19 protein-coding genes and 1 tRNA gene are annotated in these 14,924 nt (G+C 59.0%); 1 reads left to right on the forward strand and 19 read right to left on the reverse strand.

Annotation, left to right across the window (positions count from 1 at the left end; translation table 11 throughout):
* Nucleotides 1–18 precede the first annotated feature (18 nt).
* From TX24_RS12950 to TX24_RS13035, 18 genes are all read right to left on the reverse strand, one after another.
* The gene (locus TX24_RS12950; RefSeq protein ID WP_167348423.1) at nucleotides 19–261 is read right to left on the reverse strand and encodes a hypothetical protein; all 243 of its coding nucleotides are present in this window, start codon (nucleotides 259–261) and stop codon (nucleotides 19–21) included.
* A gap of 212 nt (nucleotides 262–473) precedes the next feature.
* Nucleotides 474–549, reverse strand: a tRNA-Lys gene (locus TX24_RS12955).
* Nucleotides 550–672: 123 nt separating this feature from the next.
* A complete protein-coding gene (gene queE, locus TX24_RS12960) occupies nucleotides 673–1,320 on the reverse strand; it encodes a 7-carboxy-7-deazaguanine synthase QueE (RefSeq protein ID WP_003193859.1) in 648 nt (215 codons plus the stop codon).
* 164 nt (nucleotides 1,321–1,484) lie between these two features.
* Complete coding sequence (gene ybgF / locus TX24_RS12965) at nucleotides 1,485–2,315, reverse strand: tol-pal system protein YbgF (protein ID WP_003193860.1); 831 nt, start codon at nucleotides 2,313–2,315, stop codon at nucleotides 1,485–1,487.
* A gap of 6 nt (nucleotides 2,316–2,321) precedes the next feature.
* Nucleotides 2,322–2,822, reverse strand: coding sequence for a peptidoglycan-associated lipoprotein Pal (gene pal / locus TX24_RS12970; protein ID WP_003193861.1), 501 nt, complete (start codon nucleotides 2,820–2,822; stop codon nucleotides 2,322–2,324).
* A gap of 55 nt (nucleotides 2,823–2,877) precedes the next feature.
* Entirely contained in the window at nucleotides 2,878–4,158 is a 1,281-nt protein-coding gene (gene tolB, locus TX24_RS12975) for a Tol-Pal system beta propeller repeat protein TolB (protein WP_032874245.1), read from the reverse strand.
* Nucleotides 4,159–4,175: 17 nt separating this feature from the next.
* The gene (tolA, locus tag TX24_RS12980; protein ID WP_003193863.1) at nucleotides 4,176–5,249 is read right to left on the reverse strand and encodes a cell envelope integrity protein TolA; all 1,074 of its coding nucleotides are present in this window, start codon (nucleotides 5,247–5,249) and stop codon (nucleotides 4,176–4,178) included.
* Complete coding sequence (gene tolR / locus TX24_RS12985; protein ID WP_161793227.1) at nucleotides 5,249–5,701, reverse strand: protein TolR; 453 nt, start codon at nucleotides 5,699–5,701, stop codon at nucleotides 5,249–5,251. Before tolR ends, tolA begins: the two co-directional genes overlap by 1 nt.
* Nucleotides 5,702–5,724: 23 nt before the next feature.
* On the reverse strand, nucleotides 5,725–6,420 hold the full coding sequence (gene tolQ, locus TX24_RS12990; RefSeq protein ID WP_003193865.1) for a protein TolQ: 696 nt from the start codon (nucleotides 6,418–6,420) through the stop codon (nucleotides 5,725–5,727).
* Nucleotide 6,421: 1 nt separating this feature from the next.
* The gene (gene ybgC, locus TX24_RS12995) at nucleotides 6,422–6,877 is read right to left on the reverse strand and encodes a tol-pal system-associated acyl-CoA thioesterase (protein ID WP_003193866.1); all 456 of its coding nucleotides are present in this window, start codon (nucleotides 6,875–6,877) and stop codon (nucleotides 6,422–6,424) included.
* Between the two features lie 139 nt (nucleotides 6,878–7,016).
* Nucleotides 7,017–8,075, reverse strand: coding sequence for a Holliday junction branch migration DNA helicase RuvB (gene ruvB / locus TX24_RS13000; RefSeq protein ID WP_003193867.1), 1,059 nt, complete (start codon nucleotides 8,073–8,075; stop codon nucleotides 7,017–7,019).
* Complete coding sequence (ruvA, locus tag TX24_RS13005; protein ID WP_003193868.1) at nucleotides 8,076–8,687, reverse strand: Holliday junction branch migration protein RuvA; 612 nt, start codon at nucleotides 8,685–8,687, stop codon at nucleotides 8,076–8,078.
* A 70-nt stretch (nucleotides 8,688–8,757) separates the two neighbouring features.
* Nucleotides 8,758–9,282, reverse strand: coding sequence for a crossover junction endodeoxyribonuclease RuvC (gene ruvC / locus TX24_RS13010; RefSeq protein WP_003193869.1), 525 nt, complete (start codon nucleotides 9,280–9,282; stop codon nucleotides 8,758–8,760).
* A 171-nt stretch (nucleotides 9,283–9,453) separates the two neighbouring features.
* The gene (locus tag TX24_RS13015) at nucleotides 9,454–10,200 is read right to left on the reverse strand and encodes a YebC/PmpR family DNA-binding transcriptional regulator (protein ID WP_003193870.1); all 747 of its coding nucleotides are present in this window, start codon (nucleotides 10,198–10,200) and stop codon (nucleotides 9,454–9,456) included.
* A gap of 135 nt (nucleotides 10,201–10,335) precedes the next feature.
* Nucleotides 10,336–12,111 carry an aspartate--tRNA ligase gene (gene aspS / locus TX24_RS13020; RefSeq protein ID WP_003193871.1) on the reverse strand — a complete coding sequence of 592 codons (1,776 nt, stop codon included), beginning with the start codon at nucleotides 12,109–12,111 and terminating at the stop codon, nucleotides 10,336–10,338.
* A 108-nt stretch (nucleotides 12,112–12,219) separates the two neighbouring features.
* Nucleotides 12,220–12,441: an FmdB family zinc ribbon protein gene (locus tag TX24_RS13025; protein WP_003193872.1), complete on the reverse strand. Its 222-nt coding sequence runs from the start codon at nucleotides 12,439–12,441 to the stop codon at nucleotides 12,220–12,222.
* Between the two features lie 162 nt (nucleotides 12,442–12,603).
* Nucleotides 12,604–12,957 carry a ribbon-helix-helix domain-containing protein gene (locus tag TX24_RS13030; RefSeq protein WP_032900853.1) on the reverse strand — a complete coding sequence of 118 codons (354 nt, stop codon included), beginning with the start codon at nucleotides 12,955–12,957 and terminating at the stop codon, nucleotides 12,604–12,606.
* A gap of 181 nt (nucleotides 12,958–13,138) precedes the next feature.
* Nucleotides 13,139–13,612: a Dps family protein gene (locus TX24_RS13035; protein WP_003193874.1), complete on the reverse strand. Its 474-nt coding sequence runs from the start codon at nucleotides 13,610–13,612 to the stop codon at nucleotides 13,139–13,141.
* Between the two features lie 427 nt (nucleotides 13,613–14,039).
* Between TX24_RS13035 and TX24_RS32740 the strand changes: the two genes are divergently transcribed.
* A complete protein-coding gene (locus TX24_RS32740) occupies nucleotides 14,040–14,642 on the forward strand; it encodes a cold-shock protein (protein WP_003193875.1) in 603 nt (200 codons plus the stop codon).
* Between the two features lie 75 nt (nucleotides 14,643–14,717).
* Here the strand turns inward: TX24_RS32740 and TX24_RS13045 are convergent, their stop codons facing one another.
* The gene (locus TX24_RS13045; protein ID WP_003193876.1) at nucleotides 14,718–14,924 is read right to left on the reverse strand and encodes a SlyX family protein; all 207 of its coding nucleotides are present in this window, start codon (nucleotides 14,922–14,924) and stop codon (nucleotides 14,718–14,720) included.

Genomic DNA, 14,924 nt, shown 5'->3' on the forward strand with positions numbered 1-14,924 from the left:
CAGATATAAAACGAACGACTACAACAAGCGCCGCTGCACCGCCTCATCCAACGTGCTGCGGGTCAGAGCTTGCACCACCTCGTGGGTGTCCTGGCGGAAAGGTACGGCAACGATCAACAACAATTGCATCCAGGTACGCAGCGACTCGCTCTTGCGCACAAGGCCCAGCCCCTTGCCGGGCAAGCGGCGCTGCTGATCTTCCAACAGGCGGTTTTGCCGCTCGCGAATCAGGTCCTCACCCGGCAGGGTTAAGGCCATCACGCTGTGGGAAGCGAGGCATTGAGCACCCACACGAACGACCGAACTATTCGGTCAGTACCGGCCCGCTTATGAGTTAAGGAATATTTTGGACTGCAACGGAATCTGAGCAAGGGCTGACTCAGCGTCGACTCGGACTTGCCAAATAACAGGCAAAAAAAAACCCGGAAATCCTCACTTGCGTGGGCCTTCCGGATTTTCTAAACCGCCAAAAATGGTGGGTCGTGTGGGATTCGAACCTACGACCAATTGGTTAAAAGCCAACTGCTCTACCAACTGAGCTAACGACCCGCTGTGTGGTGGCGCGTATAATACTGATTTCTAAGGATTATTCAACACCTTATTTTAAATAAATCAGAAAAAACGCATTTGAACGGTAATTCGGTGGGTAGAACGCCTATCGCAGCCGCCTGATCAGCGCCCTGGCTCGTCGTTCCACAGGTACTTGTGCAGCTGCAATTGCAGGCGCACCGGCAGGTTGTCCGCCACTACCCAGTCCGCCAGCTCCCGGGCGTTCAGGTCGTGATGGCTGGGTGAGAACAGCACCTCGCCCGCCCGCCGCTCCAGGCCATACTGGATCAGCTTGGAGGTGGCCCAGTCATAATCGTCACGGGAACAGATGACGAACTTGACCTGATCGTTGGCCGTCAGCAAGTCGATGTTCTCGTAGCGGTTGCGGTGGGCTTCCTTGGAATCCGGGGTCTTGAGGTCGACCACTCGGCTGACGCGCGAATCGACCGCAGAGATGTCCAGGGCGCCGCTGGTTTCCAGTGACACCTCGTAGCCGGCGTCGCACAGTTGCTTGAGCAAAGGGATGGCGTTGGGTTGCGCCAAGGGCTCGCCGCCCGTCACGCAGACGTAGCGCGGCCGGTAGCCGGCAACCTGTTCCAGGATGTCGTCGAGGGTGCGCACGGTGCCGCCACTGAAGGCGTAGGCGCTGTCACAGTATTGGCAGCGCAATGGGCAGCCGGTCAACCGTACAAAGACAGTGGGCAGGCCAGCAGTGCGCGTTTCACCCTGCAACGAGTAAAAGACTTCGGTAATACGTAATGTGTCTTGCATAGTCGCCACGGGCGTAACAGCTAAACAGGCTGTCCGCCTCCGTCAGGCACTTCAAGGGATTGCGCCAACGCGTCAACCCCAGGAAGCGTGTTTCATAAAAGGGCGTGGATTCTAACGAAAAAACCCGCGACAAGCGCGGGTTTCTTCTAAACGGGCTGCATGGCTTACAAGCGTTGCAGGTCCCGCTGGGCCAACTGCGCCGCGGAGGTACCCGGGTACTGGGCAACCACCTGCTGCAGAATGCCTTTGACCTTGTCGGTATGACCCAGGCGGCGTTCTACATCAGCGAGTTTGTACAGCGAATCCGGAACCTTGGCGTGCTTGGGGTACAGCTGGCTGACCTTGGCAAAAGCCTGGCCCGCCGCTTGCAAATCACCCTTTGCCAGGTTGACCTCACCCAACCAGTACTGGGCATTGCCCGCGTATTGGCTGTTAGGGTATTTGCGCAGGAAAGCGGTAAAAGCCTGGCTGGCCTTATCGAAGTCCTTGGCCTTGATCAGGTCGAAGGCTGCATCGTAATACAGTTTTTCCTTCGCTGGATCACCCGGCTCGCTGCTGGCAGCAGGGGCGGCAGCAGCGGCCCCCGCTGCGGCGCCACCGGCAGCGGCACTGGGTGCGCCACCGGCAGAAGAATTATCAGGAGTAGCGGCAGGTGCAACACCGGCTCCAATACGACGATCAAGATCCTGGTATCGCTCCAAGCCTTCTTGCTTCAGCTGGTTCACTTGATTTTGCAGAACTTCAATGGCGCCTTGTTGCTGGGCCAATTGATCCTGCATGCGTTGCAGCTGGTTGAACAGTTCGCCCTGTGCCGAGGGAGCGGACGTAGCCGCTCCCCCCGCATAGGCGCCGTTCGTGCCATAACCTGCTGGCGGATAACTGCTCCCGCTATTGTTATAGCCTGAGTTGCTATCCGTTACAGGAACCGCAGCCCACACCGCAAGCGGTGCGAAGCTGAGAGCCAATACAGTTAGAGCACGACGGCACGTTCGCATGACGAATTACTTACGCAGTTCGACGCGACGGTTCTGAGCCCACGACTGTTCGTCGTTGCCAGTTGCAACTGGACGCTCTTTACCGTAGGAAACCAGTTCCAGTTGGCCTGGAGCAACACCTTGCAGTACCAGGTAGCGCTGAACGGCTTTCGCACGACGCTCGCCCAGTGCCATGTTGTACTCACGAGTACCACGGGCGTCAGTGTTACCTTCCAGAACAACGCGAGCGCCGTTAGCTTTCAGGTCCTTGGCGTGAACGTCCAGAGCGCGCATGGCTTCTGGCTTCAGGTCCGAACTGTCGTATTCGAAGTAGAAAGTGGTGATAGCGCGCAGAGCAGCTTCTTCGCTCAGGGAGCCGTCGACCGCACCAGTGTTGGCGCCGTAACCAGCGTTTGGATCAACAGCTGCGCCTTCACCGGCATTGTCGCCGCCTTTAGAGGAGCAACCAACGGCTACGGACAGAGCCAGAGCCAGAGCAGCAAACTTACCAAACTTCAGCATTTCCATCGTGAAACTCCTAATGAACCCCAGTGTGTTAAGTACTTCTTTTTGTAGCGCCGCGTCAGTTCAGGTAAGGGGACCAGGATGGTTCTCTGACTTCGCCTTGTGCGGTAGGAAGTGGGAGCCTTACGCGTCCATTGATGGACACGAGCATCAAGACTCCCCGGCCCTGCTGGCGGGTGGCGTAGATTACCATGGTGCCGTTGGGCGCAACAGTGGCTGACTCATCAAGGTTGGTATCTGTAAGGATTTTTACGGTTCCGCGCTGCAAATCCTGGGCCGCAACCCGGAAATTAGTGAAACCATCCTGACGGTGAATCATCACCAACGTCTTTTCATCGGCCGAAAGCTTGGGGTTGGCGTTGTAGTTACCAATAAAGGTCACACGTTCCGCACCGCCGCCGTTCACATTTGCCTTGTAGACCTGAGGCTTGCCGCCACGGTCGGAGGTGAAGTAGATGGTCGAACCATCCTTACCCCAGAACGGTTCGGTGTTGATGCCCGGGCCGCTGGTCACACGCGAGAGCTGACGCGAGGCCATGTTCATCACGTAGATATCCGGGTTGCCGTCCTTGGACAGCACGAAAGCCAGGCGCGAACCATCCGGCGACCAGGCTGGCGCACCGTTGAGGCCTTCGAAGTTGGTGATCTGCTCACGACGGCCAGTATCGATGTGCTGCACAAAGATGCGCGGGCGACGCTGTTCGAACGATACGTAGGCAATACGCTTGCCGTCTGGCGCAAAGCGAGGCGACAGGATTGGCTCGCGGGACTGCAGCAAGGTCACTGCACGTGCGCCGTCGTAGTCCGAACGCTGCAGGGTGTAGCGGGTATTGTCTACAGAGAAACGCTCAGCCGTCACATACAGCAGGCGCGTCGAGAACGCCCCTTTGATACCGGTGAGTTTTTCAAACGACTGGTCCGAGATGTAGTGAGCCATGTCGCGCAGTTGCTCGGCGGTACCCGATACGCTGCCGGTCAGAACCTGCTGCTCGGTGGCCACGTTGAACAACGTGTACTGGATCTGCAGGCGACCGCCGGCCGGCGTGATGCTGCCGACCATCAGGTACTGGGCACCGACCGCCTTCCAGTCACGGAAGATGACTTCGCTGGCCTGGGTTGGCTGGCTGATCATGTTGCCTTTTGGAATCGGCGCGTAGTAACCGGAGTTACGCAGGTCGTCGCTGACGATCTGGGCCATGTCGTCCGGCAGCACGCTGCCGCCCTGCCAACCGAACGGCACGACTGCAATCGGGGTGGCCCGATCACTGCCGCTGGTTACCAGGATGTTCTTTTCATCCGCCGCCGCTATCCCTGCCATACAGCAAATAACGACAAGCATTCCTCGAAGAAGGTTTCTCACAAGGCTAGATCCTCAGGTGTGAATGTCATCTTGAATGAACGATAGGGAGCGAAGTCACTTGGTTTCATTCCCTGCATCTCGGTCAACCGGCCAATATTCTTGACCGCGGCAACCGCCGAACTGTCGAACGAACCGTCACCACTGGACTTGGCCACGCTGACCGAAGTCACCGTACCGTCCGGCAACATGCCGATCTGCAGCACTACTGTCATGCCTTTACGTGCCGAAGGTGGACGTGTCCAGCCTTCCGCTGCCCGCGCCCGAATCAGGTCGTCGAAACTGCCCGCGACTTCATCGCCACGCTCATCGGCCAAGGCTTGCTGACGCTGCGGCGTGTCGGAAAGCAAATCTGCCAGGGCCTGGGCCTTTTTCTCTTCGGCGGATTTGCGTGCTGCTTCCTGGGCCTTTTTCTTGGAGGCGTCGGCGGCAGCTTTCTTCTTCGCTTCGTCGGCGACTTTCTTCTTCGCCTCGTCTGCTTCAGCTTTTTTCTTGGCGTCTTCGGCGGCTTTCTTCTTCGCGTCTTCGACTATCTTTTTCTTGGCTTCTTCAGCGGCCTTTTTCTTGGCCTCTTCTTCGGCAGCCTTCTTGGCTTCTTCTTCCGATTTCTTCTTGGCTATATCAGCCAATTGTTTCTCTTCGGCCTTTTTCGCTTCGGCAGCTTTCTCGGCTTTCTTGGCTTCATCAGCCTTTTTCGCCTCGTCGGCCTTCTTGGCTTCGTCAGCCTTTTTCGATTCCTCGGCCTTTTGAGCCGCCTCTTCTTTCTTTTGTTCCGCAGCAGCCTTCACCGCTTCCTGCTCGACCTTCTTCTGTTCCATCTGCTCGACTTCAGTCTGGCGCGCGGCCGACTTCTGGGCCTCACCCGCAATCTTCTGATTGGTCTGGGTGGTGGCCTGACTTTTCGATTTCAGCTGATACAGGGTCGCCTGCACGATCGGCTTGGCTGGCGGCAGGTCCGGGGTCATGGCAAAGCTGACGAACAGCATGCCGAACACCAGGACGTGCAGGGCAATTGCCCACACGCCAGGCCAGAAGTAGCTTTCCGAGGCGGACGGCTCTCGCTGTTGCTGCATCAGGGCGCCTCGGTAATCAAGCCAACGTTACCGACGCCGGCCTTCTGCAGCCCGCCCATGGCGCCCATGACGGAGCCGTAGTCGACCGATTTGTCACCCCGGATAAACACCTGGGTGTGCTTGCCGCCTTCGTTGCCGGAGCGAATGATCTTGGTCACCGCATCGGTCATGGCAGGCAAGGTCAGGGCCTTGTCCTGCTGCTTTTGCGTGTCGACTTCGCTGCCAAGGTTCCAGTAATAGGTCTTGTCAGCCTTGATCGAAATGGTCAGGACCTGAGTGTTGTTGTCCTGCGGCAAGGCTTCACTGGAAACCTTGGGCAGATCAACCTTCACGCCCTGGTTGAGCATCGGCGCGGTCACCATGAAGATCACCAGCAGTACCAGCATCACGTCGATGTAGGGCACTACGTTCATCTCGGCGACCGGCTTGCGCTTTTTGCGAGCTCGAGCGATTAAAGCCATTGGGAATTACCTGCTTATTCTTCGCTGGTGTGCACTTTACGGTGCAGGATCGCCTGGAACTCGTCGGCGAAGGTGTAGTAACGGCCGATCAAGGTTTCGCTGGTGGCGGCAAAACGGTTGTAGGCGATTACTGCGGGGATAGCGGCGAACAGGCCGATCGCGGTGGCGATCAGGGCTTCGGCAATACCCGGGGCCACGGTGGCCAGTGTGGCTTGCTGCGCCTGGGCCAGGCCGCGGAAGGAGTTCATGATGCCCCATACGGTACCGAACAGGCCGATGTATGGGCTCACGGAACCCACGGTGGCGAGGAACGGCAGGCCCTGCTCAAGTTTCTCTTCTTCGCGGGAGATGGCAACGCGCATGGCACGGGCCACGCCTTCCATCACCGCTTCCGGGTCTACACCAGGCTGCTGGCGCAGACGGGAGAATTCCTTGAAGCCGGCACGGAAGATCTGCTCGACGCCCGAGTCCGGGTCCGGGTTGCTGCCGGCCTGGCGGTACAGCTTGGACAGGTCGATACCCGACCAGAAGCGCTCTTCAAAGCTCTCCAAGGCACGTCGACCGGCACGCAGCATGTTGCTGCGCTGAAAAATCATGACCCAAGAGGTAACCGATGCGGCTACCAGGGTCAGCATGACCAGTTGAACCACGACACTGGCATTGCTGACCAGGCTCCACATGGAGGAATGGTCGACGACGGTAGGTTCCACGCTAAATCTCCTGCTTTGATTGTTGACCCGCGCCGCTCACGGCGGCAAAGGCCGCGCGTAGAGTTTCGGGAATGGCCCGAGGTTTCAAGCTGTTGGTGCGCACACACGCCACCAGGAACTGCCCTTCACAGAGCAGCGTTGCATCCGTGGCCCGCCTGACCTGCTGTTTGAAACGCAGGCTGGCACGGTTCAATTCGATGACTTCGGCACTGACCAGCAATTCGTCGTCCAGTCGCGCCGGTGCGTGGTAACGCGCCTCGCTGGAATGCACGACGAATAACAGGTCCTCGCCTACAAGCTCGGACTGGGCAAAACCCAACTCCCGCAGCCGCTCGGTTCGAGCCCGTTCCATGAATTTCAGGTAATTGACGTAATAAACGATGCCGCCGGCATCGGTGTCCTCGTAATAAACGCGACAGCGATGTGCGAACGACTGATCCCCGTTTTGCGCGCGCATACTCTAGTGCTTACTCCTCATGTTGCCAATTGGCTGGGCAACTGTTTTTTCATTCCTGAACGCTTTTGCAGTGACTCAAATGACGACGCCAGACACTGGGACAGCACAAAGCTCAGATAAATCGTCCGGCGTAAGCTTTTTAATCGTCTACCGCATCGAGGAATTCGTCTACCACGGGCATCTCTCCCAATCGTGACGGAATGTTTAGCCCAAAGTGCAGGTAAGCATGGCGTGTCACCACCCTGCCCCGCGGGGTTCGCATGATGTAGCCCTGCTGGATCAGGTACGGCTCCAGCACATCCTCAATGGTATGGCGCTCCTCACTGATGGCCGCGGCCAGGCTGTCCACGCCGACCGGGCCACCGTCGAATTTCTCGATCATGGTCAAAAGTAGGCGTCGATCCTGGTGATCGAAGCCATGCTCGTCCACATCCAACAGGTTCAACGCCAGGTCCGCCACCGCCTTGGTGATGTGGCCCTTGGCACGCACCTCGGCAAAATCGCGCACGCGGCGCAGCAGACGGTTGGCGATTCGCGGCGTGCCACGAGCGCGCCGGGCGATTTCAAAGGCGCCTTCCGGGTCCAGAGGCAAGCCAAGGATACTCGCCGAACGGCTGACAATGGTCGCCAGATCGGCCGTGCTATAGAACTCTAGACGTTGAACAATGCCGAAACGGTCTCGCAGCGGGTTGGTCAACATGCCCGCGCGGGTGGTCGCGCCCACCAGGGTAAACGGCGGCAGGTCGAGCTTGATCGAACGGGCCGCCGGGCCTTCGCCGATCATGATGTCGAGCTGGAAGTCTTCCATGGCCGGGTACAGCACTTCCTCCACAATCGGCGACAAGCGATGGATTTCGTCGATAAACAGCACGTCATGGGGTTCAAGATTGGTCAGCAGCGCTGCCAGGTCGCCCGGCCGCTCCAGCACCGGGCCGGAGGTGGACTTGATCGACACGCCCATTTCCTGGGCGATGATATTGGCCAGGGTGGTCTTGCCCAACCCCGGCGGGCCGAAGATCAGGGTGTGGTCCAGGGACTCACTGCGCCCGCGCGCGGCCTGGATAAACAGCTCCATCTGCTCGCGCACGGTAGGCTGGCCGATGTATTCGGCCAGGCTCAGGGGGCGGATGGCCCGGTCCTGGACTTCTTCACGGTCACGCGGGCCGGTGGCCGCGATCAGACGATCGGCTTCAATCACTTAAATCATTCCCTTCAGGGCACGGCGAATCATGTCTTCAGCGCTCAGGTTCTTGTCCTTGATGGCCGATACCGCCTTGCTGGCCTCCTGGGGCTTGTAGCCCAGGGAGATCAGCGCATTGACCGCATCGCTTTCCGCGCTGGCGACTTGGGCCGCTGGCATATCCGGCTGGTTCGGTACCAGGGCGAACATGCTCGGCACCACTTCCCAGGCTTTGAAGCGGTCTTTGAGTTCCACCAACAAGCGCTCGGCGGTTTTCTTGCCGACCCCCGGCACCTTGGTCAGAGCCGAGGTGTCTTGGGCGGACACGGCACGCACCAACTCATCCACTTCCAGGCTCGACATCAAGGCCAGGGCCAGTTTGGGCCCCACGCCATTGAGACGAATCAGCTCGCGGAAGAAATCGCGGTCGCGCTTGCCGATGAAACCATAGAGCAGTTGCGCGTCTTCACGCACCACTAAATGAGTGTGCAAGGTTATCGGCTCGCCGACGGACGGCAGGCGATACAAGGTGGTCATGGGCACTTCCAGCTCATAACCCAACCCATTCACATCCAGAATCAGGTGCGGCGGCTGTTTCTCAGCCAGGGTGCCGCGCAAGCGTCCAATCACGGTTCAGATCCTTAAAGCTTGGGGGTCAGTTCAAGGCCTGACCGCAAAAATAACGATTGCGCTGATGCTATCAGAGACGCAGGCGCCCGCCACGACTACGTGCTGTGCCCAAGCCGTGAGGCAACAGGCTGGAGCGGGTATGGGCATGGCAAATGGCGATGGCCAGGGCGTCCGAGGCGTCGATCTGCGGCTTGGAAGTGAGCTTGAGCATGTGCATGACCATCATCTGCACCTGCTCCTTGTTGGCGCCACCGGTGCCGACCACGGCCTGCTTGACCTGGGTCGCGGTGTATTCAGCGATTTCCATGCCCTCCTCGGCACCCGCCACGATGGCGGCGCCACGGGCTTGGCCGAGCTTCAACGCCGAGTCGGCATTCTTGGCCATGAACACTTTTTCAATGCCCATGGTGACCGGGCCGTAGGTCTGGATGACTTCACGCACGCCGCGATAAACGATCTGCAGCCGTTCGGCCAGCTCGCCGGCACCGGTGCGGATGCAACCCGAGGCGACGTACACGCAGCCGCGCGGGGTCTGCTGCACCACGCCAAAACCGGTGATGCGCGAACCGGGGTCGATACCTAGGATTAAAGTCATAACGCCTGCGGGTTGGATTTACAACGGTATGTGCCAGGCACACATTTGTGTAACAGCATAGAACCCCTGAGGGAGCTGGCTTGCCTGCGATGCGGGCACCTCGGTGCGTCTGTCAAATCGAGGTGATGCTATCGCAGGCAAGCCAGCTCCCACAGTGGATATTCATCGTTCTTAAGTGAGCTGTTCGGCCACAGACTCAGGAATGTCGGCATTCGAATACACATTCTGCACATCATCCAGGTCTTCAAGCATGTCCAGCAGCTTCAGCACCTTTTGCGCACCGTCCAGGTCCAGTTCGGCACTGGTGGTCGGCAGCATCACGATTTCCGCGTCGGTGCCGTTGAAACCAGCAGCTTCCAGGGCGTTACGCACGGCGTAGAAGCTGGCGAACGAGGTAAACACGTCGATGGAGCCGTCTTCGTTGGTCACGACGTCATCGGCATCCGCTTCCATCGCAGCTTCCATCAGCGCGTCTTCATCTGTGCCCGGTGCGAAGGTGATCTGCCCCTTGCGCTCGAACAGGTAGGCCACCGAACCATCCGTGCCGAGATTACCACCGCACTTGCTGAACGCATGACGTACGGCTGCCGCTGTACGGTTGCGGTTGTCGGTCATGCATTCGACCATCACCGCCACGCCGCCCGGGCCATAGCCTTCGTAGGTCAGCTCGACCATGTCGTCGGTATCGGCCGCACCGGCACCACGGGCCACGGCGCGGTCAATGATGTCGCGGCTCATGTTCGCGCCCAACGCCTTGTCCAGCGCGAGGCGCAGACGCGGGTTGGAGCCCGGATCACCGCCACCCTGGCGGGCCGCGACAGTCAGTTCGCGAATCCACTTGGTGAAGATCTTGCCTTTCTTGGCATCCTGACGCTCTTTGCGGTGCTTGATGTTCGCCCACTTGGAATGGCCAGCCATAACACAACTCCGAATTCTCTAGAAACCTTATCAATCCCGCCCCAAGCGAGATTTCCCTCTTTTAAACGCAAAGGCGCATCCGAAGATGCGCCTTTTTGACTGCCTACCACTTTATCGCGCTTTCACGCAGCAGCCTTACTCAGCCTTCGGCGTCTCGCGCAGGCGGATGTGCAACTCGCGCAAGGCCTTGGCATCCACCACACCCGGCGCCTGGGTCATGACGTCCGCAGCGCTCTGGGTTTTCGGGAAGGCGATCACTTCACGGATCGACTGGGCGCCGGTCATCAGCATCACCAGACGGTCCAGGCCGAACGCCAGGCCACCGTGCGGCGGCGCGCCGTATTTCAGGGCGTCGAGCAGGAAGCCGAATTTCTCTTCCTGTTCCGCTTCGTTGATGCCCAGCAGGCGGAAGACCGCTTGTTGCATCTCTTTGCGGTGGATACGGATCGAGCCGCCACCCAGTTCAGTACCGTTGAGCACCATGTCGTAGGCACGGGACAGCGCGCCGGCCGGGTTGGCTTCCAGCTCCTGCGGGGAGCACTTCGGCGCGGTGAACGGGTGGTGCAAGGCGCTAAAGCTGCCGTCGTCGTTCTCTTCGAACATCGGGAAGTCCACAACCCACATCGGCGCCCATTCGCAGGTCAGCAGGTTCAGGTCGTGACCCAGCTTGATACGCAGCGCGCCCAGGGCTTCGCTGACGATCTTGGCCTTGTCGGCGCCGAAGAACACGATGTCGCCGTCAACCGCACCGACGCGATCAAGGATCACGTTCAGGTTGGCCTCAGGGATGTTTTTCACGATCGGCGATTGCAGGCCGTCGACACCGTTGGCGCGCTCGTTGACCTTGATGTACGCCAGGCCCTTGGCACCGTAGATGCCGACGAACTTGGTGTAGTCGTCGATCTGCTTGCGCGGCATGCTCGCGCCGCCAGGCACGCGCAGGGCGGCGATACGGCATTTCGGGTCGTTGGCCGGACCGCTGAACACCTTGAAGTCGACGTCCTTGAGCTGGTCGGCCACGTCCACCAGTTCCAGCGGGTTACGCAGGTCTGGCTTGTCGGAACCGTAGCGGCGCATGGCTTCTTCGAAGGTCATGTGCGGGAATTCGCCGAACTCCAGGCCCAGCACTTCCTTGAACAGGTTGCGGATCATCTGCTCGGTCAGGCCCATGATCTCTGTTTCATCGAGGAAGCTGGTCTCGATGTCGATCTGGGTGAATTCCGGCTGGCGGTCAGCGCGCAGGTCTTCGTCACGGAAGCACTTGGCGATCTGGTAGTAACGGTCGAAGCCGGCCACCATCAGCAGTTGCTTGAACAACTGCGGCGATTGCGGCAGGGCGAAGAAGCTGCCGGCGTGGGTGCGGCTCGGTACCAGGTAGTCACGCGCGCCTTCCGGGGTGGCCCGGGTGAGGATCGGCGTTTCGACGTCCAGGAAGCCGTTTTCGTCGAGGAAGCGGCGGATGCTGGTGGTCATGCGCGAACGCAGGCGCAGCTTCTCGGCCATTTCCGGACGACGCAGGTCCAGGAAGCGGTAGCGCAGGCGGGTTTCTTCGCCTACGTCGGAGTATTCGTTAAGTGGGAACGGCGGGGTTTCCGACTCATTCAGCACTTCCAGCTCGTAGCCCAGCACTTCGATGCCGCCGGACGCCATGTTCTTGTTCACAGCACCGGCCGGACGCAGGCGTACCTTGCCGGTGATTTTCACCACGTACTCGCTGCGCACGCGGTCGGCGGCGGCGAAACTCTCGGCGCGGTCCGGGTCGAACACCACCTGGGCCAGACCATCACGGTCACGGATGTCGAGGAAGATCACCCCGCCGTGGTCGCGGCGACGGTGAACCCATCCGCAAAGGGTGATTTCCTGACCTTCCAGGGTCTCGTTCAGTTGGCCGCAATAGTGGCTGCGCATCATGGTCGTGGTTTCACTTCTCGTAATTCGAAATTCGGTGGCAGGCCTGCCTCGTCACCGTACAGTTAAGCAGGGGACGGATAATGCAGGAGCCTGCGCGTAGAGTTCAACTCAGTCTGCTTTGTCGCCGCCCGCCAGGTTCTTCTTGGCGCCGGTCTTGAAATCGGTCTCGTACCAGCCGCTGCCGCTCAGGCGGAAGCCCGGCATGGACAACATCTTCTTCAACTCAGGTGCCTGGCAGGCAGGGCAATCGACCAGCGGCGCGGCGCTGATCTTCTGAATGGCTTCCAACTGATGACCACAGGAAGCGCATTGATAGTCGTACATGGGCATGGAGATGTCTCGGCGATCAGATCGTTACAGCGCCACGCCCTGCCCTGTGCATAAAGCCCGGCATGCGCAGCAAAGCGCGGGATTATATCTGGTAAATCAACACAGCGCAGCCGGCTTTGTGCCCAGGGCCCGGCCCGCCGGGATGACGGGCCGACCACCGGACTACTGCTTGAGCGTGTCTCCCGTCGTGAGCGCGCCCCGGCCTTTGAGCACATGGACCACGCACACCACCCTCACCAGCCCGCTGAAGTTCTTTACGCCTCCGTAACGCAAATGCACTTCCCGATCGACATAGGACAACAACGCACTGACCGAACAGGTATTGAGCCTGGCGATTTCCGTCAGGATGTTCCAATAGATCTGTTCAAGCCGCAGGCAGGTAGAAAACCCATTGAGCCTGACCGACCGGGACAGTGGCTTGGCCAGTCCCATATCAAACCCCTTCGAAAAAGGGTCAACTTTTATCTTGTGAAAACCACAGGCTTCCATCACTCCCTTACCCACTCCACGTGACATACACCTGACACTCCATTGCCAAACAGCAGCCAACAGGTTTCTCCCATTGGACGATGGGCCTATAAAACAGCAGCCAGCGCAGAGCAGCCAGAAGACGGGGAGTAGTTAGTCGTAGGACAACGCCAGGAAGCGCAGGGAAACCAGCAGGCAGCGCCCAAAAGGCGCCGCCTGGGTTTAACCGTTACTGGTTTTCGAGCAGGGAGCGCAGCATCCACGCGGTTTTCTCGTGAACCTGCATACGCTGGGTCAAGAGGTCTGCCGTCGGCTCATCACTGACTTTGTCGAGCAATGGGAAGATGCCTCGCGCGGTACGCGTGACCGCTTCCTGGCCGGCCACCAACTGCTTGATCATCTCTTCGGCGCTCGGCACACCCTCTTCTTCCTTGATGGAAGACAGGCGGGCGTAAATCGAATAGGCACCCGGCGCCGGGAAGCCCAGGGCACGGATACGCTCGGCAATGGAGTCCACTGCCAGCGCCAGCTCGTTGTACTGCTCCTCGAACATCAGGTGCAGCGTACGAAACATGGGGCCTGTGACGTTCCAATGGAAATTGTGGGTCTTCAGATACAGAACATAGGTATCGGAAAGCAGGCGGGAAAGTCCGTCGACGATGGATTTACGGTCTTCTTCACTGATACCAATATCGATTGCCATGTGTTTCCCCTTCAATTGACGAGCATTCATTGATCAGGTGCAGCTCCACTCTAACAAGAGAGTGCGTCATGTGCAGCCCGGCACACCCGGGCGACATGCGGCAAATCGCCCCGCACCGCCTGCGGGATCTGACTTGGCAAGCCTGTTTACCTGTGGGAAGAGTCTGGGCATGCCAATGAAAAATCCCGCACCTGTCTAGGACAAGCGTTTGACGCAGAAATGCCGTGGCCGTGGCAACACCCCGAAATGCTTGATTTGAGTAGGCACAGCCTTTGCTGTTAAATAGACGCGGTGTGGCTGCCGTTTATTCCTGCGGCACGTCACATAGGCTGATACCCGCGCACGTGCTCAACGCCTCCCATTGTTCAGAAGCGAACCGTGCCAGTCAGCTCTTCCTTGTGATCCGTCTTAACGTGAGTTAACCAAAATGTTGAAAATCGTCCACCTGCTAACGGGCGTTGCAGCGTTGCTGCTGTCCTTTATTCCGAGCCTGCAGCCTGAAAGCCTGCCCTATCTGGAACAACACGACGCCCTGTACCTGGCCTTGTTCGGCCTTCTTAACCTGACGCTCGCACCGGTAATCCCTTACTGGAACAAAGGCACGCGTCATCAACTGCAAAACCTGGTCAGTGCGCTGCTAGTGCTGACTGTTGTCGTACAAACCCTCACCCTCCTGGCGCCCATGCCTGAAGTTGGGGGCCATCCGGCCATCCTGCTCAGCCTGGTGATTGCTGTGGTCGCCATCGTTCTTCACCTGGCCATCAGCTTCTACCGCTCGTCTCCAGCGGCCGCGTCGCAAAACTATGACATGACCAACCGGGATACCGGGACCGTCAAGTGGTTCAACACCTCCAAGGGCTTCGGCTTCATTTCCCGCGACTCGGGCGACGATATCTTCGTCCACTTCCGAGCCATTCGTGGCGAAGGCCATCGCGTCCTGGTCGAAGGCCAGCGCGTGGAGTTCTCGGTGATGAACCGTGACAAGGGCCTGCAAGCCGAAGACGTCATCGCTGCCCTGCCGCGTCGCTGATTCCCCAGCCTTCGCAGCAAAAAAAAACCGCGATTCAGCCTTGGCTGGGTCGCGGTTTTTTTATTGCGTGCGCATTCAATAGTGGGGCGGAGGCGCTTCTTCTTCGGATGACTCAAACTGCCCGCCCATTTCTTCCTGGCGCTTGAGCAGTGCAGTCATCTGCAATTGCAAGCGTTCGACGGCCCGCTGCTGGGCAACCAGGATGTCATTGAGGGTTTCAATGGTGTCGTCCTGGAAGGCCAGGCGGCTTTCCAGGTCGGTGACGCGTTCTTGCAGGTCCAT

The organism is Pseudomonas lactis (genome assembly GCF_001439845.1).
Classification (GTDB): Bacteria; Pseudomonadota; Gammaproteobacteria; order Pseudomonadales; family Pseudomonadaceae; genus Aquipseudomonas; species Aquipseudomonas lactis.